Genomic DNA, 21,034 nt, shown 5'->3' with positions numbered 1-21,034 from the left:
TCCCATGCAGTTCACCAAGGGACACGGAACGCAGAACGATTTCGTCGTGCTGCCGGATCCGGACGCACTCCTCGATCTGAGCGCACACCGTGTGGCGACACTGTGCGATCGCCGAGCCGGGCTCGGCGCGGACGGGGTACTGCGGGTCGCCCGCAGCGGTGCCCTCGTCGACCGCGGCGTGCTCGACGCGCTGCCCGAGGGCGTGTCCGCCGGCGACTGGTTCATGGACTACCGCAACGCGGACGGGTCCATCGCGGAGATGTGCGGCAACGGTGTCCGGGTGTTCTCCCATTACGTTCGTGCGGCCGGTCTCGTGGACTCGGACGAGTTCGTCGTCGGATCGCGCGCCGGCGGAAAACCGGTCACCGTGCACTCGCACGACGCCACCGACGCCGTGGTCACCGTCGAGATGGGTACCCCGCGGGTCTTCGAGACCTCCGACACCGAGGTCGACGGCAGGTCCTTCACGGGCATCGGCGTCGACGTCGGCAATCCGCACCTGGCCTGCGTGTCCGTGGATCTCGATGCGGAGACCCTCGGCGACCTCGACCTCACGGCGCAACCCGCCTTCGACGGTGCGGTGTACCCGCACGGGGTCAACATCGAGTTCGTCACCGTGCCGAAGGACGGTGCGGTGAGCATGCGTGTCCACGAGCGCGGCGTGGGGGAGACCAGATCGTGTGGCACGGGCATCGTCGCCGCCGCGGTCGCGGCCCTGCGCTTCGACGGGTCCGGCGACGGCGAGCTGGCCGTCCACGTTCCCGGTGGTGTCGTGTCGGTGCGCGTGTCGAACGGTTCCGCGTCGATGCGGGGGCCGTCGGTGCTGGTGGCGTCGGGGGAGCTGTCGGACGCCTGGTGGGCGGGGCTGGAAGCGTGACGGCCGGGGTGCGGGTATTCCCCGCGACACGGTTGCGTAAATGACAGTGCACGTCAGGACGTTCTCGTGGATCATGGGTCTCGTATGACGACAACGAATGCAGCGGCCGACAGGGCCGACACGACAGGTTCCTCCCACAGCGACGGGTTCGAGCAGGACGCCGAGTGGTCCACCGGCGACATGCAGCTCGACGATCGCAGCGCACTGCGCCGTGTGGCCGGACTCTCCACCGAGCTCACCGATGTCACCGAGGTCGAGTACCGCCAGTTGCGGCTCGAGCGCGTGGTGCTCGTCGGTGTCTGGACCAGCGGTTCCGCCGAGGAGGCGGAGTCCAGCATGACCGAACTCGCGGCTCTGGCCGAGACGGCGGGTTCCGAGGTGCTCGAAGGGCTGGTGCAGCGTCGCGACCGACCCGACGCCTCCACCTACATCGGCTCCGGCAAGGCGAAGGAACTGCGCGAGGTGGTCATCGCGACCGGCGCGGACACCGTCGTGTGCGACGGTGAACTCACGCCTGCGCAGCTGACGGCACTGGAGAAGATCGTGAAGGTGAAGGTCATCGACCGCACCGCGCTGATCCTCGACATCTTCGCTCAGCATGCCTCCTCCCGCGAGGGCAAGGCGCAGGTCGCCCTGGCGCAGATGGAGTACATGCTTCCGCGTCTGCGCGGCTGGGGTGAGTCCATGTCGCGTCAGGCGGGTGGCCGCGCCGGCAGCAACGGCGGTGTGGGCCTGCGTGGTCCCGGTGAGACGAAGATCGAGACCGATCGTCGTCGCATTCGCGAGCGCATGGCGAAGCTACGTCGCGAGATCCGGGGCATGAAGCAGGCCCGCGACACCAAACGTGAGCGCCGGCTGCAGGGCAACGTGCCGTCCATCGCCATCGTCGGCTACACCAACGCGGGGAAGTCGTCGCTGCTCAACGCGTTGACCGGATCCGGTGTGCTGGTGCAGAACGCACTGTTCGCGACCCTGGATCCGACCACGCGCAAGGCGACGCTCGAGGACGGCCGCGAGTGCGTGCTCACCGACACCGTCGGCTTCGTCCGCCACCTGCCGACCCAGCTGGTCGAGGCGTTCCGCTCCACGCTCGAGGAGGTGACGGACGCCGATCTGCTGCTGCACGTGGTGGACGGGTCCGACCCGCTCCCCATCGGGCAGATCGAGGCGGTCCGCGAGGTCATCGTCTCGGTGGTGCGCGAGCAGAACGCCGCGGCGCCCGAGGAACTGATCGTGGTCAACAAGATCGACGCCGCGGATCCCGTCACGCTGACGCAGCTGCGGGGCCTGCTGCCGGGTGCGGTCTTCGTGTCCGCGAAGACCGGTGAGGGCATCGAGGAGCTGCGGACACGACTCGGCGAGCTGGTCCGCCCGCCCGAGGTGTCGGTCAGCGTCCTGCTGCCCTACGACCGCGGCGACCTGGTGTCGCGCATCCATGCGGACGGACGGATCTCGAGCACGAGTCACGAGAGCGGCGGTACGCGCATCGACGCGACCGTGCCGACGGCGCTGGCCTCGATACTCACGCGATACGCCCACAGCGCGTGAGCCGTCGGTTCGCGCCAGTGCTCGGCGCTGCCGTGGTGGCGCTCGTGGCAGCGTCTCCCGCGGCGGCGCAGACCGAGTCACCGGATGCGGAGCCGTACTGTGTGCCGACCGATCCGGGACTGTCCGAACTCTCGGGTATGACGGTGCTCGACGGGACGGTGTACGCGATCGGGGACAGCGGCGCCGACGACCGTGTTGCGCGCCTCGACTCCGAGTGTGCTGTCGCGGAGTGGCTTCCGAATCCGGTGGATCCGTACGACGTCGAGGATCTCTCGTCGTTCGAGGGGTCGTTGTGGCTCGCGGACATCGGCGACAACGACCGTCGACGCGACGCCGTGGCCCTCACCCGGATGGATCCTGCGGCCGGTGGTGCCGGTGAACTGCACCGGCTCACCTATCCCGACGGTGCGCACGATGCCGAAGCACTCCTCATCGGGCCCGACGGCCGTCCCGTCGTCGTCACGAAGGACGGTCTCGGAACCGGTGCCGTGTACACCGCGGACTCGTCGGTGTCCGATCTCCCGAGTCCCGGTCCCACCCCGCTGCGCCGCGTGGCCGACTTCGCGCCGTCCGCGACGACCACACCCGGGGGTCCGCCGCTGCTCGACGGCAGTCGCCTGGTCACCGGCGGCGCCGTGAGCGCAGACGGGTCCATCGCTGCCGTGCGTACCTACACCGATCTGTACCTGTGGTCCGTGCGGGACGGTGACGTGGCCGCGGCCTTCGCATCGGCCCCCGCCCGCGTCGTCGCGCTCCCGCCGCAGCCGCAGGGCGAGTCGATCGCCTTCACCTCGGACGACGAGGTGCTGCTCGGGTCCGAGCAGGGTGTGGACACGGCTGCAGCTCGTCCCGCCGTCCTCGTCCTGCGCGATGTGGCACCCTCCGCCGAGGCCGGCCCGGAGGCCACCGAGACCGCGGACTCCGAAGCACCCGCCGAGCCCACCGGGTCCATCCTCGTTCCGTTGATCGCCGCCGCGGCGTCGGTCGGTGTGGTCGTGGTGCTGACCCTGTTCTTCGTGCGTCGACTGTTCCGGTCGCGGTAGACACAGAAGCACACATGACGACGGCCCCCACGGTGTGTGGGGGCCGTCGTCGTCTGTGCGGAAGATCAGGCGTCGAGGTCCGACGCGACCAGTGCGGCCACCTTGTCGAGCGTGGCCTGATCGTCGCTGGTGATCGTGACCTCGGTGCCCTTGGTGGCCCCCAGCGTCATGATCATGAGCGCGGAGCCGCCGTCGACGGCCTCTTCGCCCTCCACCTCGAGGGTGACGTCGACGCCGGAGTCGGCGACCGCCTCGGCGATGACGGCGGCGGGACGGGCGTGCAGGCCGATGGCGGATCCGACCGTGACCGTGGTGCTGGGCATCGTGGTGATCTCCTTCTTCGTCAGGTGAGTGCTGGTGTCGATACTGCCAGCTGTGGGGGTGGTGACGTGGGTGTCAGGCTGCGACGGCGACGGGTTCGTCGACGATCTCCGCAGGCTTCTTGCCGGCGAACTGCTTGGCTGCGGTGATGAGCGCCGCGGAGACCACGGTGCCGATCGCCAGAGCCAGCAGGAACAGGAAGAAGTTGTTCATCGCGAAGAACACGAGCAGTCCGCCGTGGGGTGCGCTGAGCGTCGTCCCGAAGGACATGATCAGGGCGCCGGTCACAGCGCCGCCGGCCATCATCGAGGGGATGACACGTAGAGGGTCGGTCGCGGCGAACGGGATCGCACCCTCGGAGATGAACGCAGCTCCGAGAAGCCATGCAGCCTTGCCGTTCTCGCGCTCTGCCTCGCTGTAGAGCTTCGGTCGCAGAGTCGACGAGAGTGCCATGGCGAGCGGGGGAACCATACCGGCAGCCATGACGGCGGCCATGATGCGCAGCGATGCCTCGTTGTCGACGCTGAGCCCGGCGGTGGCGAAGGCGTAGGCGGCCTTGTTCACCGGTCCACCGAGGTCGAAGCACATCATGAGGCCCAGGATGATGCCGAGGATGATGACCGACGAGCCCGAGAGGCCGTTGAGGAAGTTGGTCAGGCCGGTGGTGATGGCAGCGAGCGGGCGACCCAGCACGAGGAACATCAGACCGCCGACGACGAGGGTCGCTCCCAGCGGGATGATGACGACGGGCATCAGGCCACGCAGCCACGGCGGCACCGCGATCCGGCTGATCCACAGCGCCACGAAGCCGGCGATGAGGCCACCGACGAGGCCACCGATGAAGCCGGCACCGACGAACAGGGCCACCGCACCGGCGGTGAAGCCGGGTGCCAGACCGGGACGGTCCGCAATGGCGAAGGCGATGTAACCGGACAGAGCCGGGACGAGGAAGCCGAAGGCCAGGCCGCCGAGCTGGAACAGCACCGCACCGATGAAGATGCGGAGCCCGCCGTCGGGCAGGTTGGTGAGGCTGTTGTTGGTCATGATGTCCTCGGCGACACCCTTGATCTCGTATCCACCGAGAAGGAAGCCGAGGGCGATGAGGAGTCCACCGGCCGCGACGAACGGGATCATGTAACTGACACCGGTCAGGAGGATCTGGCGCAACCGCGTGCCCCAGCCGAGTCCACCGGCAGCGGCGGCAGCGGACGCTCCCGGTGCGGTACCGGAGACGCGTGCGGCGTTCGGGTCACCGCCGGCGCGCAGAGCCTCGGCAACCATCTTGTCGGGCTCGTTGATCGCGCGCTTGACGCCGGACTCGATGACAGGCTTGCCCGCGAAGCGCTCGCGGCCCTTGACGCCCACGTCGGTGGCGAAGATGACGGCCTCGGCCGACGCGATGAGAGCCGGGTCCAGTGCCGTGGAGCCGCTCGAGCCCTGCGTCTCGACGTGCACGGTGACGCCCGCACGGTCGCCGGCGTCCTTGAGGGAGTCGGCAGCCATGTAGGTGTGGGCGATGCCGGTGGGGCACGCGGTGATGGCGACGATGTGCTTGGCAGCGTCCGCCGTGGCGGTCGGAGCGGGAGGAGCGGTCTTCGTGGTGGTGACGGGGGCAGCGGCCTTCGGAGCTTTCGGGGCCAGGACACCCTCGACCAGTGCGACGACGTCGGCGGGGGTGGCGGCCTCGCGCAGCGACGTCACGAACGCGGGCTTGACCAGCGCGCGAGCGAGCGAGGACAGCAGCTTCATGTGCTCCGCGCCTGCGCCGTCCGGTGCGGCGATGAGGAAGACCAGGTCCGCGTCGCCGTCGGGTGCGCCGAACTCGACCTTCGGGTTCAGGCGAGCGAATCCGAGCGATGCCGTCGTGACCGCGGCGGAGCGGCAGTGTGGAATCGCGATGCCGCCGGGCAGGCCGGTGGCCGACTGCGCCTCACGAGCCATCGCGGCGTCGCGCAGGGCGTCGGCATCCGATGCACGGCCCGCGTCGGTGAGGACGCGAGCGAGGCGGGCGATGACATCGTCCTTCGTCGAGCCGAGATCGGCGTCGAGCAGGATGAGGTCCTCGGCGATGATGCCGGGCTTGGCATCGTGAGCCGTGGTGGGACTGGACATGTCGTTTCCTCTGGGAGTGGAGTGGAGCTGGGGGATCAGGACTGGGGTTTTCAGGACTGGGGTACGGCGGGTGACGAGTCGAGGGTGTGGACGGGGACGGCAGTGACGTCGACGTCGGACGGCGTCGGCAACCGGGTGCCCGGTAGGGCGGCGGCTGCGGATCCGTAGGCGACGGCCCGGGCGAGTCGACCGGCACCGTCCTCGCCGTCGAGATCGGCCAGGATGTATCCGGCCAACGACGAGTCGCCCGCGCCGACGGTGCTTCGCGGGGTGATCGGGGGAGGGGTGGCGAACCACGACCCTGTCGCGGTGACCAGGACGGCCCCGGACCCACCGAGTGTCGCCAGGACGGCAGCCACTCCGCGGTCGACGAGAACGCGCGCGGCCTCGACCGTGGGATACGGGTCACCCTGTGCGGCACTGGCTTCGAGCATGGCGCCGTCGTGGCCGGTGAGGTGCGCGAGTTCTTCCGCGTTCGGCTTGATCAGATCGGGTGCCGTCGCCGGGAAGCCGGCGGCGAGTGCCGAGAGCGGATCGTCGGAGGTGTCCACCGCGACCTTGGCCGACACCTCGTGCAGCGCGGTGACGAGGCGGCCGTACCAGGTGGCGTCGATTCCGGGCGGGATCGATCCGGACAGGACGACCCAGTCGGCGCGCTGCGCGAGTTCCAGGACGGACGCCATCAGGGCGTCGACCGTCTCGGGCGCGAGTCCGGCCCCGGGCTCGTTGATCTTGGTCGTCGTGCCGTCGGACTCGCTGATGGTCAGGTTCGTGCGCGCGACACCCGACGTGGGTACGGCGTGGTACCGGACTCCCAGGGTGCCGAGCGCGCTGAGCAGCGGATCGGAACCGCTGCACGGGAGCACCGCTGTGGCGGTCCGTCCGGCGGAGGTGACGACGCGTGCGACGTTGACCCCCTTGCCGCCGGGCTCCGTCGTGGTCAGTGCGCTGCGATGCACCGATCCGCGCACCAACGGCACGTCGAGGGAGACCGTGCGATCCATGCTGGGGTTGGCCGTCAGGGTGAGGATCATGCGACCACCACCTCCAATCCGTGTTGCTGCAGACGGGTGCAGTCGGTGTCGGTGATGCCGTCGTCGGTGACGAGGACGTCCACACAGTCGAGTGCGGCGAAGGACATGAAGAACTGAAGGCCGATCTTGGCCGAGTCCGCGACGACGATCACGCGGTCCGCCGCGCTCACCATCGCGCGCTTGACGGCGGCCTCGTCGGTGTCGGGAGTCGAGAGACCGTGGCCGACGCTGATCGCGTTGGTGCCCATGAACGTCACGTCGACACGCACGGTCCCGAGCACTCGCAGGGTGTCCTCGCCGACGGTCGCCTGCGTGACACCGCGGACGCGGCCACCGAGCAGGTGGAGATCGAGGGACGGAACCGCGGCGAGACGCGTCGCGATGGGAAGCGAGTTGGTCACCACCGTCAGAATCGACTCGACGGGGATCAGCGCGGCGAGGCGACCGGTGGTGGTGCCGGCATCGAGCGCGATGGATCCGCCGGGTGCAGGCAGGTAGGCGAGGGCGGCAGCGGCGATGCGGTCCTTCTCCTTCGCACGGGTGTGTTCGCGCTCGGCCATCCCTGGCTCCACCGCGGTGACCGACGTGGCGGGCACTGCGCCACCGTGGACTCGGCGCACGACGCCCATACGGTCGAGCGAGGCCAGGTCACGGCGCACGGTCTCGGTGGTGACACCGAACGTGTCGGCCAGGTCGGCGACGGAGACGCGACCGCGCTGTCCGATGAGGCCGGCGATGGCGTTCTGCCGCTCTTCCGCGTACATCGTGTTCACCGCCCCTCCGTCCGATCCGTTGTTTCACTGTTGGTTTATGTTGTTTTACGCCCGTCTCTGTTGACATGTCAAGAGGTTCGAGTAATCTGAGTCACAAGAGCCATCGCGGGAGACGCGATGCACAGCGGGTAGGCGAGATGCCCCCGCACCACCGCGCAGCAGGAGGAAGCAGATGACGGGATCGCTCACCGCGAACGAGGCACAGCCGACGGCCCACGCGGTGCAGGGCACGCCGGTGGTGCCCGGCGTCGGCTACGGCCCCGCGATCCGTCCGGCGCCGCGCCCCTCACGTCCCGACACGGCCGTCGAGATCGCCGAGGACGCGCGCGATGCAGAGAAGGAGCGCTTCCGCGCCGCGGCGGCCGAGGTCGGTCGACGTCTGCAGGCCCGTGCCGCACTGGCAACCGGCTCCGCGTCCGAGGTGCTCGCCGCCAACGCCGCGATGGCCGAGGACCGCGGGTGGATCGGCGCCGGCGTCAAGGCCATCGGCAAGGGTTCCGACGCCGCGTACGCCGCCGTCACCGCGACGGACCAGTTCGTCGCCATGTTCGCCAAGCTCGGCGGACGCATGGCCGAGCGCATCACCGACCTCATGGACATCTGCGACCGCGTGATCGCCGAGCTGTCCGATCTCCCGGAGCCCGGCGTTCCCACACCCTCGGAGCCCTCGGTTCTCCTGGCGGAGGACCTCGCACCCGCCGACACCGCGGGACTCGACGCCACGCTGGTCGTCGGACTCGCGACCTCTCTCGGTGGACCCACCAGCCACACCGCGATCATCGCCCGTCAGCTCGGCATCCCGTGCATCGTCGCGGCGACGGGCCTCGACGACGTCTCCGCCGGGACGCTCGTCATGGTGGACGGCACCACCGGCCGCATCGAGATCGAGCCCGATCCGTCCACGGCACGCTCCGCGGTCGAGGAATCGGCCACCCACCTCGCCGAGGTCGCCGACTGGAGCGGGCCCGGCCGGACGTCCGACGGTCACCGTGTCGACATCCTCGCGAACGTGCAGGACGGCGCCGGCGCTCGCGCAGCCCGCTCGACCGCGGCCGACGGCGTCGGACTCTTCCGTACCGAACTCAGCTTCCTCGACCGCGACGTCGAGCCCACCGTCGACGAGCAGGCCTCGATCTACGCCGAGGTGCTCACCGCGTTCGAGGGCACCAAGGTGGTCGTCCGCACGCTCGACGCCGGCTCGGACAAGCCGCTGCGCTTCGCGAACCACGCCGACGAGGCCAACCCGGCCCTCGGAGTGCGCGGCATCCGTATCGCCGAGAGCAATCGCGGCATCCTGCATCGCCAGCTCGACGCCATCGCGGCCGCAGCGGCCTCGACCGAGTCGTCCCCGTGGGTGATGGCCCCGATGATCGCCACGTCCGCCGAGGCGCAGGCCTTCGCCGCCGACGTGCGGGAACGTGGGCTCACCCCCGGCGTCATGATCGAGGTGCCCGCCGCGGCGCTGCTCGCGGACCGGATCCTCGATCACGTCGACTTCCTGTCCATCGGAACCAACGACCTCGCGCAGTACACGATGGCGGCCGACCGCATGTCCGCCGACCTGGCCGCACTGACCGATCCGTGGCAGCCCGCCGTCCTGACGCTCGTCGCCCACGCGGCGAAGGCCGGCGCAGCGGTGAACAAGCCTGTCGGAGTCTGCGGAGAGGCCGCCGCGGACCCGTTGTTGGCCTGTGTCCTCGTCGGCTTCGGCGTCACGTCCCTCTCGGCCGCGTCGGCCGCCGTGGCCGGTGTCGGCGCGAAGCTCGGCACCGTGACGCTCGAGCAGTGCAAGGCCGCGGCCGAGGCCGTGCTGTCCACCTCCAGCCCGGCCGAAGCACGCGAGGTGGCCGCCGGCCTGCTCGGGTAGTGCGCTCCCGCCCTCCGACCGGCCTCCGGCCTTCCCGGTGACCTGCCGGCCGGCCTCCGGCCTTCCCGGTGACCTGCCGACCGGCCTCCGGCCTTCCCGGTGACCTGCCGACCGGCCTCCGGCCTTCCCGGTGACCTGCCGACCGGCCTCCGGCCTTCCCGCATGACATCATTTCCGCCGTGACGACAACTCGATCCAGGCAGTTCTTCCCTCGCTGGTCCGTCCACGGTGACGGTCGCACCGTGGCGCCCGACGCGGTCGTCGCTCCCGACGAACGGCTCTCGTGGCCACGCACGATCGGGATCGGGATGCAGCATGTCGTCGCGATGTTCGGTGCCACTCTGCTGGTGCCGACCATCACCGGGTTCCCGGTCACGACGACGCTGTTCTTCTCCGGTCTGGGTACCGCGATCTTCCTGTTGGCCACGCGCGGCCGGATCCCGAGCTACCTGGGCTCGTCCTTCGCCTTCATCGCACCCTTGGCGGCGACGGCGGGCGACGGTCCCGCTGCGCAGCTCGGCGCGGTGCTCGTGGTGGGCGTGGTGTTGTTCCTGGTCGGCCTGCTCGTCCGGTTGGCGGGGAGCCGCGTCCTCGACGCCGTCATGCCGCCGCTCGTGACCGGCGCGATCGTGGCGCTCATCGGCCTGAATCTCGCGTCCACCGCCGCGACCTCGTACGAGGCTCAGCCGCTCGTCGCGACCGTGACCCTCGTGGCGGTCCTGCTGGTCACCGTCTCGGTACCGGGGCTGATCGGTCGCCTCGGCATCCTCGTCGGCGTCGTCGTGGGATGGGTGTTCGCTGCCGTCACCGGTGCTCTCGATCCCGCACGCGTCGACGCACTCGGTAGCGCGTCGTGGATCGGACTGCCCGAGTTCACTGGCCCCTCGTTCCAGCTCTCCGTCGTGCTCGTCGCACTGCCCGTCGTCGTGGTGCTCGTCGCCGAGAACGTCGGTCACGTGAAGGCGGTCGCGGCGATGACGGGTCGGTCCCTCGACGACGTCGCCGGTGACGCCCTCATGGCGGACGGCGCGGCGACCGTCCTCGCCGGTGCCGGTGGTGGTTCGGGCACCACGACCTACGCGGAGAACATCGGCGTCATGGCCGCCACCCGCGTGTACTCCACCGCTGCCTACTGGGTCGCCGCCGCCACGGCGCTGGTGCTCTCGTTCTCCCCGAAGTTCGGCGCGCTGATCTTCACGGTCCCGAGCGGTGTCATCGGCGGTGCGACGCTCGTGCTCTACGGTCTCATCGGCCTTCTCGGCGTGCGGATCTGGCAGGAAGCGGGGATCGACTTCACCAAGCCGCTCAACCTGATGGTCGCGGCGGCCGCCCTCGTCGCCGGTGTCGGTGACTTGACGCTGACCATCGGATCCGTCGAACTCGGCGGCATCGTGTGGGGCTCGGTCGGCATCCTGGTCGCGTACCCGGTGCTGCGCGCGCTGTCGGAGCGGCGACGAGACTGAGCGGTCCGTGAGATTCTGAGGTAGTGAGTCACCCGCCGCTGGAGCCCATGCGCCCTGTCAGTGTGGCGCCCGACCAGTGGCAGTCCACGCCGGCGTGGAAGACACTGCTGGTCCTCGCAGTGTCTGCCTCGGTAGCCGCCTCGACGCTCGCGCTGCCGAACATTGCTGCTCGTGCATCCGTTGCGGCTGTTGCCCTGATTGTTGCTGTGGTCCTCGCCGTGGCATCCGTACGCCGAGCCGTGCGCGAGAGCGGCGACCAGCGCATCTCCTGGTTGCGCGGCCCCGCGGTGCGTCGCCGAGACGTCGACCTGCTTCAAAGCTGCAGTGGGTCTGCTCTGTTCGTCGGGGCCTTGGCGCTGAATGCCGTTCCGGGTTGGTATTGGTGGGTGACCGTGGCGCTCGTCGTCTGGGTTCTGCCGCCCCTCGTTCTGCAGGCTCGGCACAACCGCCGGGTCACGCGATCCGGTGCAGATTTCGTCGCTCACCGACGATTTCTGCACCGGATCTAGGCTGGCTCCGTGCCGCATGCCCTCGTCTCGACCCGACACGTCGATGCGGAAACGGTGATCGAGCGGAGCCGGTTCCTCGCCCGCGTGGTCACCGTCCACACCGAGTCCGAGGCGCTCGACGTGGTCGCTGCGGTGTCGGCAGAGTTCCCCGATGCGGGCCACCACTGTTGGGCTTTCGTCGTCGGCGCAGATCAGGAGCACCGTCGTCAGCGCGCATCGGACGACGGCGAACCTGGCGGTACGGCAGGTGTTCCGATGCTCGGCGTGCTGACCGGCCGCGACCTGGTCGATGTGGTGGCCGTCGTCAGTCGGTGGTTCGGGGGCGTCAAGCTCGGCGCCGGTGGCTTGGTGCGCGCCTACTCGGGCGCGGTGAGTGCGGCGCTCGACTGCGCGGAGGTCGGCGAGCTCGCGCGAGTCGACGTCCTCGAGATGGACTTGTCCCATGCTGATGCCGGTCGGGTGGAGGGCGTCCTGCGAGTGCACGGATTCGCCGTCGACGACGTCGCCTACGGATCCGACGTGCGGCTCCGGGTGATCGGTGACGGCGACCGGCTCGACGGTGTCCTCGCGTCCGCGACCGGCGGCGGTGTGGTGGCCGAGCGCGTCGGGCACCGATGGGTGCTCGAGCTCTAGGGCGGCTGGGTGCGCTGAGCCGCGGATACCGCGGCTCAGCACACCGGATTCGAGTCAGTGACGCCGTGTCAGCCGCGCGGGCGGAATCACGCCGGGGTAGTAGAAGTAGTGGTGAGGCGACTCGACGAGATCGGAGGAACGGATACCTGCCACTTCCCAGACATCGACCGGCCCGCCGGTGTTGTTCATCCGGACGAACCAGTCACACTCCCACTCGTCTCGCGCCAGAAAGCATCCCTGCTGCTCGGGCTCATTGCTGCCTGCGATGCCCCGTGCCGCACCCATGCGCTGCCAGTCCAGCCCGAACCGCGAGATCGAGTTGCGGTTACGTGACGACGAGACATGGAAGTGAGAAGGCATCGCGCAGAGGTTACGGAGCCGATTGCGGACGGGCCAGGCGATATCGGCTGACGCCGAGGTCACCGAACGTGCTCGCACTGGTCATCGACCCCGCTCGTACCTGGTTCTAGGCTCGAGACAGATCCGCCGTACGCACGACGAGGAGAATCATGAAGCGCACGTTGTTCGAGCCCGAGCACGACCTGTTCCGCAGCTCGTACAAGAAGTTTCTCGAGCAGCACGTCGCGCCGCATCACGCGGAGTGGGAGACGCAGAACATCGTCGACAGAGGTGTCTGGGTCGAGGCCGGCAAGCAGGGCTTCCTGGGCATGGCAGTGCCGGAGGAGTTCGGCGGCGGCGGAGTCAAGGACTTCCGCTACAACGCCATCGTCACCGAGGAGACCACGGCCGGTGGGTACAGCGGCATCGGGTTCACGCTGCACAACGACGTCGTCGCTCCCTACCTGATCGAGCTGACCAACGACGAGCAGAAGCAGCGCTGGTTGCCCGGGTTCTGCTCCGGCGAGCTGATCACCGCGATCGCGATGACCGAGCCGGGCACGGGCAGTGACCTGCAGGGCATCAAGACCAAGGCCGTCCGTGACGGTGACGACTGGGTGCTCAACGGCTCCAAGACGTTCATCACCAACGGCATCAACGCCGACATCGTCATCGTGGTGGCGTGCACCGATCCGGAGAAGGGCGCGCAGGGCTTCAGCCTGTTCGTCGTCGAGCGCGACATGCCGGGCTTCGAGCGCGGCCGCAACCTCGACAAGATCGGTATGAAGGCGCAGGACACCGCGGAGCTCAGCTTCACCGACGTCCGCATCCCTGCCGCCAACATGCTCGGTCAGGAGGGTATGGGCTTCATCTACCTGATGCAGAACCTGCCGCAGGAGCGCCTGTCGATCGCCGTCGTCGCGGCTGCCGCGATGGAGTCCGCGCTCGCGATGACGATCCAGTACTGCAAGGACCGCAAGGCATTCGGCAAGCCGATCGGCAAGTTCCAGAACACGCGATTCGTGCTGGCGGAGTGCGCGACCGAGACGACTGCCGTCCGCATCATGGTGGACAAGTACATCGAGCAGCTCAACGCGAACGAGCTGTCGGTCCAGGAAGCCGCCATGGCGAAGTGGTGGACCACCGAGAACCAGGTCAAGCTCATCGACCGGTGCCTGCAGCTGCACGGTGGCTACGGCTACATGAAGGAGTACCCGATCGCCAAGGCGTACATGGACTCCCGCGTGCAGACCATCTACGGCGGCACGACGGAGATCATGAAGGAGATCATCGGTCGCGGTCTGGACCTGTAGGAACCTCGAACACGACGACGCCGGCGCTGGACATCCAGCGCCGGCGTTCGTGTGTCCGGAATCAGAGCTTGCGCATCACGGTGACGACCTTGCCCAGCACCACGGCGTCGTTCCCGGGAATGGGCTCGAACAGGTCGTTGTGGGGGAGCAGCCAGACGTCCCCACCAGTCCGCTTGAACGTCTTGACGGTGGCCTCTCCGTCGATCATGGCGGCGACGATGTCCCCGTTGTCGGCCACGTTCTGCTGACGCACGACCACCCAGTCACCGTCGCAGATGGCGGCGTCGATCATCGACTCACCGACGACGCGGAGAAGGAACAGCGAGCCGGACCCGACGAGCTCGCGCGGAAGCGGGAACACGTCCTCGACGGCCTGCTCCGCGAGAATCGGACCACCCGCGGCGATACGTCCCAGGACGGGGACGAAGGTCGGTGCGGGCAGGCGATCGTCGTCCGACGACGGTGTGTCCGCGCTGTCGAGGTGATTGGTGGTGTCCGCGGCGACGAGATCGTCCTGGGCGACCGCAGAGACCTCTTCGGGGCGCCCGTTCTCACCGGGCAGACGCACATCGACGGCGCGGGGACGGTTGGGGTCGCGGCGCAGGAACCCTTTGCGTTCGAGGGTGCGCAGTTGATGCGCGACCGACGAGGTGGACGTCAATCCGACGGCGTCACCGATCTCCCGGATGCTCGGCGGATAGCCGCGCTCGACGACCGACGCACGGATCACCTCGAGCACTCGCCGCTGACGTTCGGTGAGACCGGACTCGGTGTCGGCGGTCGTGGCCGAGCCGGTCGCTGACGCGCGACCGCCGACCGTGCCGGATGAGCTGTCGTCCTTCATCGAGATACCTCCATCGGTAGCAGTGGACGTGGGGCAGGTGGTGCTGGTGTCACGTCCGTTGTGCGTGTGTCGAACCTAAACCGAAACGGGACTCGGATCAAACACCTGTTCGAAGCGTGTCGCGTGTTCGATGCACTTTGTCGGACCGGACTGCTATACATCGAACATGCGTTCATTCGAACGCGTGGGCGAATGTGTTGTTCGAACACCTCGGTGCATCGGCGACGCGGACGGCCACCGGCTATCCACGAGGAGTGGTTGCAATGACTCGAAGTGACCTGCTGACTGTCGGCACCGCACGTTCCATCGACATGCATGCACCCGTCCGCACGCGCTGGACCTGCGACGACGATTCCTACTGGGGTGTGGCCGACCGCGCGGCCGGGTCCACGACGACCGACGTGCGCGAGCGCACCACGGTCCGCCGCAGCCCCGCTCCGCGCGACTCCCGCCGCCCCGACGGCGGCACTGTCGACTACCGTCGCCGCTCGAACGGTGTCTCGCAGGTCGAACACCGCACTCGTCGGGGACACGGATTCGCGACGCCCATCGCTGTGGCGCTGATCACAGCAGTGTCCGTTCTGGGGCTGGTGGGGTTGGCGAACATGCGCTCCGCCGACGTTCCGGCACAGCCGTCCATCTCGGAGCAGGTGGAGATGGGCGTCGTCTCCGGACGCTGACACCGGCCGGACACGCCCCCGGGGCCGCGGAAGGCCGTCCCGGTACGCTGGACACACCGAGAGCCGCCGTGGCGCTCGGGAAATGCCCGAGCCATCGAGGGGTCTCTGTCCGATGCACTGCCCGTTCTGCCGTCACCCCGACTCGCGCGTCGTCGATTCGCGTGAAGCGGAAGAGGGCCAGGCGATCCGGCGGCGTCGTTCCTGCCCCGAGTGCGGTCGACGCTTCACCACGGTGGAGACAGCAGTGCTCTCCGTCGTGAAACGCAGTGGCGTGAGTGAGCCGTTCAGTCGCGAGAAGGTGGTCAAGGGAGTCCGTCGGGCCTGCCAGGGCCGCCAGGTCGACAACGACGCGCTCGTCCTCCTCGCCCAGCAGGTCGAGGACACGGTGCGGGCTTCCGGGTCGGCCGAGATCCCCAGCAACGAGGTAGGGCTCGCCATCCTCGGGCCACTGCGCGATCTCGACGAGGTGGCCTACCTCCGATTCGCCTCCGTCTACCGCTCGTTCAGCAGTGCGGACGACTTCGAGCGCGAGATCGAGGACCTTCGTCGCCACCGCGCCGAGCACGATGCCGCCCCCGCCCAGGACGCGGAGCCCGCCGCTCAGCGGTGAGTCAGCGCCGCACCGCACGTCGGACGTCGTCGATGGCCTTGCGCACCCGCTTCTCGCTCACCGGGTACAGCGTTCCCAGGGTCTGAGCGAACAGGTTGACCCTCAGCTCCTCGATCATCCAGGCGATCTCCCGCACGGCATCGCTGCGGCCCACCGAGTCCGGTACCGACCCGAGCAGGGCGTCGTAGTCCGCATAGACGCGGTCCAGCACGTCCATCCCCGCCGCGTCGCGGCGAGCGCTGGACGGGAATGCGCGAAGTCGGCGCTCGGCCGCCTCGAGGTAGCGCGGAAGATGTGGCAGGTGCGCTTCGCCGGTCTCGAAGACGTATCCGGGGAAGATCAGCCCGTCCAGCTGCTGGCGCACGTCGTCCGCGGCATCTCCCGTCGCGTCGTCGAGTGCGAGGCGGACCCTCGTCGCGGCACCGAGAGATGGTTCCGCCACCCGGAGCACCGCGGCCGTCCGGCCGGCGAGCTCGCCCCGGACCGCCTTCTCCAGCACTGCATACGCCTCGGGCGTGGACACCGGGCCGCCGTGCTTCATCATGAGCTCGTCGGCCGCGAGGGTGCGGCAGTCCTCGACGAACGCCTCGATGCTTCCGTGCGGATTCTGCCCCAGCGCGAGCCGCTGAGCCGGGGAGCGTCCGGTGAGCAGGTTCTTCGTCGGCAATGGGATGGCGTCGAGCAGGAGGCGTCGGGTGCCCTCGCGCATCGCTGCTCGCTGCTCGGCGGCGGTGCCCAGGACACGAACGGCGACCCCGCCCTTCTCGGGAACCAGGGCGGGATACCCGGTCACCTTCTGCGAGTTGACCGTTCGGGTGACGGTGGGCTCGAGTGTGCCGATGGTCTCGGACGTCCACCGTGTCACCGGGGCCTTCTCCGAGTCCTTGGCGGCGACGCCGACCGCAGCGGCCGCGGCAGCACCGAGTCGGGTGCGCAAGGCGGAGAGGGACGTGTCCTTGTCCAGTCGACGGCCGCGATCGTCGACCACCACGAACGTCATCTTCAGGTGGCGGGGCAGCGCGGACGGGTCGAAATCCGACGGTGCGATCGGCACGGCGCCCATGCGGGTGAGTTCACGCGACAGTGCGACCAGTAGTGGTTCCGTCCTCGGTCGCATCGCCGCGACGGCGGCCACCGCGTGGTCGGGCGCTGGGACGACGTTGCGGCGCAACTCCTTCGGAAGAGTCTTGATCAGGGCCGTCACCAACTCGACGCGCATGCCGGGGACGAGCCAATCGAATCCGACGTCGGCGACGCGGGGGAGGAGGGCGATGGGAATGGTGATGGTGACGCCGTCGTCCTCCTTGCCCGGCTCGAACTGGTAGGTCAGGGGGAACTGCGCCTCGCCCTGACGCCAGGCGTCGGGGTAGTCGCCCTCGACGACCGCGGCGGCGTCCGGGTTGACGACGGTGGCGCGGTCGAAGTCGAGCAGGTCCGGCGTCGTGCGGGACGCCTTCTTCCACCACCGGTCGAAGTGACGGGCCGACACCACGGTCGCAGGTACACGCTCGTCGTAGAAAGCGAAGAGGGTGTCGTCGTCGACGACGATGTCGCGTCGGCGGGCGCGCGACTCCAGTTCCTCGGCGTCGCTGCGCATCTCCTGGTTCGCGTGGAAGAAGCGGTGGTGCGTCCGCCACTCGCCCTGTACGAGAGCGTGGCGGATGAACAAGTCGCGAGACACCTCGGCATCGATACCGCTGAAGGTGACGGGCCGACGGGCGGCGAGAGGAATGCCGTACAGCGTGACGCGCTCGTAGGCCATCGCGACTTCGCGCTTCGTCGACCAGTGCGGCTCCGAGTACTGACGCTTGATCAGGTGCGGGGCCAGCTTCTCGGCCCATTCGGGTTCGATGCGCGCGCCCATCCGGGCCCAGAGTCTGCTGGTCTCCACGAGTTCGGCCGCCATGATCCAGCGCGGCGGCTTGCGGAACAGGCTCGAACCGGGGAAGACGGCGAAGGTCGACCCACGTGCTCCGAGGAAATCCTTCTTGTCGCCCTCACGAAGACCGATGTGCGACAACAGGCCCGGCAGCAGTGCCTGGTGGATCACGGCATGGTTCGGCTCCGAGGAGTCGCCCGCGTCAGGCATGGTCCAGCCCAGGCCGCGCGTGATCTGGCGCAGCTGACCGTGCAGGTCCTGCCATTCGCGGATGCGCAGGTAATGCAGGAATTCCGATCGGCACATGCGTCGGAACTGGTTGGAGGACAGCTCTCGGCGCTGGTCTCCCAGATACGTCCACAGTTGCCACAGTGCGAGAAAGTCCGAACCCTCCACCACGAAACGCTTGTGCATCTCGTCGGCGGCCTGCTGATGCTCCGCGGGCCGCTCGCGCACGTCCTGGATCGAGAGCGCCGAGACGATGACGAGAACTTCCCGCAGGCATCCGTTGCGGTTGGCCTCGACCAGCATGCGCGCCATGCGCGGGTCGACCGGGAGGCCGGCGAGCTCCTTGCCGAGCGAGGTGAGCACGGGCCCGTCCTCGCCCTGCGACTCGAGCGCCCCGAGTTCGTCGAGCAGGCCCAGGCCGTCACGGATGCTGCGCGGGTCCGGTGCCTCGACGAACGGGAACGCGTCGATTCGGCCCAGTCCCAGCGAGGCCATCTGCAGGATCACCGATGCGAGGTTCGTGCGCAGGATCTCGGGATCCGTGTACTCGGGGCGGGCCTCGAAGTCCTCCTCCGAGTACAGCCGGATGCAGATGCCGTCCGCGACGCGACCGCACCGGCCGGCACGCTGGCGGGCCGACGCCTGCGAGATGGGTTCGATCGGCAGACGCTGCACCTTGGTGCGCAGCGAGTACCGCGAGATGCGCGCGGTTCCGGGGTCGACGACGTACCGGATGCCGGGCACGGTGAGCGACGTCTCGGCGACGTTGGTGGACAACACGACTCGTCGACCGGTGTGGCCGGTGAAGACGCGGTGCTGCTCGGCTGCCGACAGCCGGGCGTAGAGCGGAAGAATCTCGACGTTGCGCAGTCGGCGATCCTTCAGAGCATCGGCGGTGTCGCGGATCTCGCGCTCGCCCGACAGGAACACGAGGACATCGCCCTCCGGTTCGGTGAGCAGTTCCTCGACGGCGTCGCACGTGGCGTCGACCGGGTCGAGTTCGATGGTCTGCTCGCCGTTCTCGACCGTGAGCGGCCGATACCGGACCTCGACGGGGAACGTCCGGCCCGACACCTCGACGATCGGCGCGTCGACCCCGTTCACCGCGAAGTGGTGCGCGAAGCGGCCAGGGTCGATGGTGGCCGAGGTGACGATGACCTTCAGATCGGGACGCTGGGGGAGCAACCGGGCGAGATAGCCCAGGATGAAGTCGATGTTGAGGCTGCGCTCGTGCGCCTCGTCGATGATGATCGTGTCGTACCGACGCAGCAGCCGATCCCGTTGGATCTCGGCGAGCAGGATGCCGTCCGTCATCAGCTTGACGAGGGTGTTGTCGCCGGAGTGGTCGGTGAAGCGCACCGTGTAACCGACGGCGTCGCCGATCTCCTGCCCGAGTTCGTCGGCGATACGTTCCGCGACCGTCCTGGCGGCCAGTCGCCGGGGCTGTGTGTGTCCGATGACGCCCTGGACGCCGCGACCGAGCTCGAGGCAGATCTTCGGAATCTGTGTCGTCTTGCCCGAGCCGGTCTCGCCCGCGACGATGACGACCTGGTTCTCCGCGATGGCGGCTGCGATGTCGTCCTTGCGGGCGGACACCGGCAGTGCCTCGGGGTACGTGATCGTGGGAACGGAGGCTCGACGAGCCGCGATCGTGGCTTCGGCGCGGCCGATGTCGGCAGCGATCGATTCGAGTTCGGCGGGCTTGCGGCTGCGGTCGAGCCGACGGCGCAGCCTGTGCGCGTCACGGAAGGTGAGGTCGGACAGGCGTGCCGTGAGGTCGCGGCGGGTGGGTCCGGAGGACGGGGGAGCAGATGTCGACATGGCTCACGCCAGTTTATCCGTCACCGCGGTGTCAGGATGCGTGGCCCGTCGTCCGTGATCGCGATGGTGTGCTCGGAATGGGCGGTCATGGATCCGTCGGCCGACCGGAGGGTCCATCCGTCCGGGTCCATGACGAGCTTCGCCGTCCCGCGGGACCACCAGGGTTCCAACGCGAGTGTCATGCCGGCCCGGAGTGTCAATCCCGATCCCGCACGGCCTGCGTTGGCCACGTGCGGGTCCTCGTGCATCGTCCGGCCCAGGCCGTGACCACCGAAATCGGTGTTGACCTGCTTTCCGGTCTCCCGGGCGACGTTCTCGATCGCCGCCGAGATGTCCCCGAGTCGCCCACCGACGACGGCCGCGGCGATGCCGGCATCCAGTGCGCGCCGGGTGCTCTCGATCAGTTCGACGTCCGCGGGATCAGGGTTGTCGCCGACGACGACGGTCAGCGCCGAGTCGGCGACCCATCCGTCGATGGAGACAGCGAAGTCCAGGCTCAGGACGTCCCCAGCGGCGAGCGTGTGGTCGAACGGGAGGCCGTGCAGTACACGGTCGTTGACCGACAGGCAGATGACGTTGCGGAACGGCCCGCTGCCGAACTCGGGGGCGTAGTCCCAGTAGCAGGACACCGCGCCGCGGGTGGCGACGAGGTCGCGGCAGTGATGCTCGAGATCCATCAGGTTCACGCCGGGCTGCGCCTGCTCCGACAGCGTCGTCAGTGTCTCGGCCACGAACGCGCCGGTCACCGCCATCTTGTCGATCTCGGCAGGGCCCTTGAGCTCGATCATCCGTCCATCGCTTCCTGTCGGTATTTCAATACCAACGAACGGTAGCAGACCGGTACAGGAATACCGCTATGCTGACCTCGTGGTCCGCATTCCTCTGAGTCCCGAGCAGGTCGAGGCCGGTCGTCGCCTCGGCGCCGTCCTGCGCGCCGCACGAGCGGGACGAGACCCCGAGATCGTCGCCCGTGACGCCCGGATCTCACCCGAGACGCTCCGGAAGATCGAGGTGGGTCGGATCGCGAGCCCCAGCTTCGGGACCGTGCTGCAGATCTGTGCGGCACTGGGACTGCCGGTCTCCGACGCGGTGGACGCATGGCAGGGCGACAGGGAGCATCGCGTCGCGATCTAGTGCTTC

Annotated in this window: 19 protein-coding genes; 11 read left to right on the top strand and 8 right to left on the bottom strand. The window is 68.8% G+C overall.

Annotated elements, in window-relative coordinates; all coding sequences use genetic code 11:
• Window positions 1-4: 4 nt before the first annotated feature.
• From dapF to OG947_RS01990, 3 genes are all read left to right on the top strand, one after another.
• Window positions 5-877: a diaminopimelate epimerase gene (gene dapF / locus OG947_RS02000; protein ID WP_328813008.1), complete on the top strand. Its 873-nt coding sequence runs from the start codon at window positions 5-7 to the stop codon at window positions 875-877.
• 84 nt (window positions 878-961) lie between these two features.
• Entirely contained in the window at window positions 962-2,425 is a 1,464-nt protein-coding gene (hflX, locus tag OG947_RS01995) for a GTPase HflX (RefSeq protein WP_027505135.1), read from the top strand.
• A complete protein-coding gene (locus tag OG947_RS01990) occupies window positions 2,422-3,468 on the top strand; it encodes a hypothetical protein (RefSeq protein WP_328813007.1) in 1,047 nt (348 codons plus the stop codon). Before hflX ends, OG947_RS01990 begins: the two co-directional genes overlap by 4 nt.
• 65 nt (window positions 3,469-3,533) lie before the next feature.
• Here OG947_RS01990 and OG947_RS01985 read toward each other — a convergent pair whose 3' ends face one another.
• The 4 genes from OG947_RS01985 to OG947_RS01970 form a co-directional block, all read right to left on the bottom strand.
• On the bottom strand, window positions 3,534-3,791 hold the full coding sequence (locus tag OG947_RS01985; protein ID WP_027505136.1) for an HPr family phosphocarrier protein: 258 nt from the start codon (window positions 3,789-3,791) through the stop codon (window positions 3,534-3,536).
• A gap of 73 nt (window positions 3,792-3,864) precedes the next feature.
• Complete coding sequence (locus OG947_RS01980; protein ID WP_328813006.1) at window positions 3,865-5,901, bottom strand: PTS fructose transporter subunit IIABC; 2,037 nt, start codon at window positions 5,899-5,901, stop codon at window positions 3,865-3,867.
• A 50-nt stretch (window positions 5,902-5,951) separates the two neighbouring features.
• Window positions 5,952-6,935 carry a 1-phosphofructokinase family hexose kinase gene (locus tag OG947_RS01975; RefSeq protein WP_027505138.1) on the bottom strand — a complete coding sequence of 328 codons (984 nt, stop codon included), beginning with the start codon at window positions 6,933-6,935 and terminating at the stop codon, window positions 5,952-5,954.
• A complete protein-coding gene (locus OG947_RS01970) occupies window positions 6,932-7,699 on the bottom strand; it encodes a DeoR/GlpR family DNA-binding transcription regulator (RefSeq protein WP_328813947.1) in 768 nt (255 codons plus the stop codon). The genes OG947_RS01975 and OG947_RS01970 overlap by 4 nt, the downstream gene beginning before the upstream one ends.
• Before the next feature lie 181 nt (window positions 7,700-7,880).
• Between OG947_RS01970 and ptsP the strand changes: the two genes are divergently transcribed.
• The 4 genes from ptsP to OG947_RS01950 all read left to right on the top strand — a co-directional run bounded on the left by ptsP (window position 7,881) and on the right by OG947_RS01950 (window position 12,180).
• Window positions 7,881-9,575: a phosphoenolpyruvate--protein phosphotransferase gene (ptsP, locus tag OG947_RS01965; RefSeq protein WP_328813004.1), complete on the top strand. Its 1,695-nt coding sequence runs from the start codon at window positions 7,881-7,883 to the stop codon at window positions 9,573-9,575.
• A gap of 179 nt (window positions 9,576-9,754) precedes the next feature.
• The gene (locus tag OG947_RS01960) at window positions 9,755-11,038 is read left to right on the top strand and encodes a uracil-xanthine permease family protein (protein ID WP_285185062.1); all 1,284 of its coding nucleotides are present in this window, start codon (window positions 9,755-9,757) and stop codon (window positions 11,036-11,038) included.
• A 47-nt stretch (window positions 11,039-11,085) separates the two neighbouring features.
• Entirely contained in the window at window positions 11,086-11,547 is a 462-nt protein-coding gene (locus tag OG947_RS01955) for a hypothetical protein (RefSeq protein WP_328813003.1), read from the top strand.
• A 9-nt stretch (window positions 11,548-11,556) separates the two neighbouring features.
• Entirely contained in the window at window positions 11,557-12,180 is a 624-nt protein-coding gene (locus OG947_RS01950) for an IMPACT family protein (protein ID WP_328813002.1), read from the top strand.
• Between the two features lie 54 nt (window positions 12,181-12,234).
• On the opposite strand, the gene OG947_RS01945 is transcribed toward OG947_RS01950, so the two are convergent.
• Window positions 12,235-12,603, bottom strand: a complete 369-nt coding sequence (locus OG947_RS01945) for a hypothetical protein (protein WP_328813001.1) — start codon at window positions 12,601-12,603, stop codon at window positions 12,235-12,237.
• Window positions 12,604-12,689: 86 nt separating this feature from the next.
• On the opposite strand from OG947_RS01945, the gene OG947_RS01940 reads away from it, so the two are divergent.
• Window positions 12,690-13,832, top strand: a complete 1,143-nt coding sequence (locus OG947_RS01940; protein ID WP_027505144.1) for an acyl-CoA dehydrogenase family protein — start codon at window positions 12,690-12,692, stop codon at window positions 13,830-13,832.
• A 61-nt stretch (window positions 13,833-13,893) separates the two neighbouring features.
• On the opposite strand, the gene lexA is transcribed toward OG947_RS01940, so the two are convergent.
• Complete coding sequence (gene lexA, locus OG947_RS01935; RefSeq protein ID WP_027505145.1) at window positions 13,894-14,676, bottom strand: transcriptional repressor LexA; 783 nt, start codon at window positions 14,674-14,676, stop codon at window positions 13,894-13,896.
• 263 nt (window positions 14,677-14,939) lie between these two features.
• Between lexA and OG947_RS01930 the strand changes: the two genes are divergently transcribed.
• Window positions 14,940-15,356 carry a hypothetical protein gene (locus OG947_RS01930; RefSeq protein WP_027505146.1) on the top strand — a complete coding sequence of 139 codons (417 nt, stop codon included), beginning with the start codon at window positions 14,940-14,942 and terminating at the stop codon, window positions 15,354-15,356.
• A gap of 112 nt (window positions 15,357-15,468) precedes the next feature.
• Window positions 15,469-15,966, top strand: a complete 498-nt coding sequence (nrdR, locus tag OG947_RS01925) for a transcriptional regulator NrdR (protein ID WP_027505147.1) — start codon at window positions 15,469-15,471, stop codon at window positions 15,964-15,966.
• A 1-nt stretch (window position 15,967) separates the two neighbouring features.
• Here the strand turns inward: nrdR and hrpA are convergent, their stop codons facing one another.
• Together hrpA and map are read right to left on the bottom strand one after the other, a co-directional pair.
• A complete protein-coding gene (gene hrpA / locus OG947_RS01920; protein ID WP_328813000.1) occupies window positions 15,968-19,894 on the bottom strand; it encodes an ATP-dependent RNA helicase HrpA in 3,927 nt (1,308 codons plus the stop codon).
• Between the two features lie 20 nt (window positions 19,895-19,914).
• The gene (gene map, locus OG947_RS01915; protein WP_027505149.1) at window positions 19,915-20,682 is read right to left on the bottom strand and encodes a type I methionyl aminopeptidase; all 768 of its coding nucleotides are present in this window, start codon (window positions 20,680-20,682) and stop codon (window positions 19,915-19,917) included.
• Window positions 20,683-20,761: 79 nt separating this feature from the next.
• Between map and OG947_RS01910 the strand changes: the two genes are divergently transcribed.
• Window positions 20,762-21,028: a helix-turn-helix domain-containing protein gene (locus OG947_RS01910; RefSeq protein WP_027505150.1), complete on the top strand. Its 267-nt coding sequence runs from the start codon at window positions 20,762-20,764 to the stop codon at window positions 21,026-21,028.
• The last annotated feature ends 6 nt before the right edge of the window (window positions 21,029-21,034 follow it).

Origin of the sequence: Rhodococcus sp. NBC_00297 (assembly GCF_036173065.1) — a bacterium.
Classification (GTDB): Bacteria; Actinomycetota; Actinomycetes; order Mycobacteriales; family Mycobacteriaceae; genus Rhodococcoides.
This window is presented reverse-complemented; position numbering and strand designations above follow the sequence as displayed.

What these genes read in the sequence shown, in the direction of transcription:
- dapF (WP_328813008.1), top strand. Translation starts at nt 5, where the DNA reads ATGCAGTTCACCAAGGGACACGGAACGCAGAACGATTTCGTCGTGCTG.
- hflX (WP_027505135.1), top strand. Translation starts at nt 962, where the DNA reads ATGACGACAACGAATGCAGCGGCCGACAGGGCCGACACGACAGGTTCC.
- OG947_RS01985 (WP_027505136.1), bottom strand. Translation starts at nt 3,791, where the DNA reads ATGCCCAGCACCACGGTCACGGTCGGATCCGCCATCGGCCTGCACGCC.
- OG947_RS01980 (WP_328813006.1), bottom strand. Translation starts at nt 5,901, where the DNA reads ATGTCCAGTCCCACCACGGCTCACGATGCCAAGCCCGGCATCATCGCC.
- OG947_RS01975 (WP_027505138.1), bottom strand. Translation starts at nt 6,935, where the DNA reads ATGATCCTCACCCTGACGGCCAACCCCAGCATGGATCGCACGGTCTCC.
- OG947_RS01970 (WP_328813947.1), bottom strand. Translation starts at nt 7,699, where the DNA reads ATGTACGCGGAAGAGCGGCAGAACGCCATCGCCGGCCTCATCGGACAG.
- ptsP (WP_328813004.1), top strand. Translation starts at nt 7,881, where the DNA reads ATGACGGGATCGCTCACCGCGAACGAGGCACAGCCGACGGCCCACGCG.
- OG947_RS01955 (WP_328813003.1), top strand. Translation starts at nt 11,086, where the DNA reads ATGCGCCCTGTCAGTGTGGCGCCCGACCAGTGGCAGTCCACGCCGGCG.
- OG947_RS01940 (WP_027505144.1), top strand. Translation starts at nt 12,690, where the DNA reads ATGAAGCGCACGTTGTTCGAGCCCGAGCACGACCTGTTCCGCAGCTCG.
- lexA (WP_027505145.1), bottom strand. Translation starts at nt 14,676, where the DNA reads ATGAAGGACGACAGCTCATCCGGCACGGTCGGCGGTCGCGCGTCAGCG.
- OG947_RS01930 (WP_027505146.1), top strand. Translation starts at nt 14,940, where the DNA reads ATGACTCGAAGTGACCTGCTGACTGTCGGCACCGCACGTTCCATCGAC.
- nrdR (WP_027505147.1), top strand. Translation starts at nt 15,469, where the DNA reads ATGCACTGCCCGTTCTGCCGTCACCCCGACTCGCGCGTCGTCGATTCG.
- hrpA (WP_328813000.1), bottom strand. Translation starts at nt 19,894, where the DNA reads ATGTCGACATCTGCTCCCCCGTCCTCCGGACCCACCCGCCGCGACCTC.
- map (WP_027505149.1), bottom strand. Translation starts at nt 20,682, where the DNA reads ATGATCGAGCTCAAGGGCCCTGCCGAGATCGACAAGATGGCGGTGACC.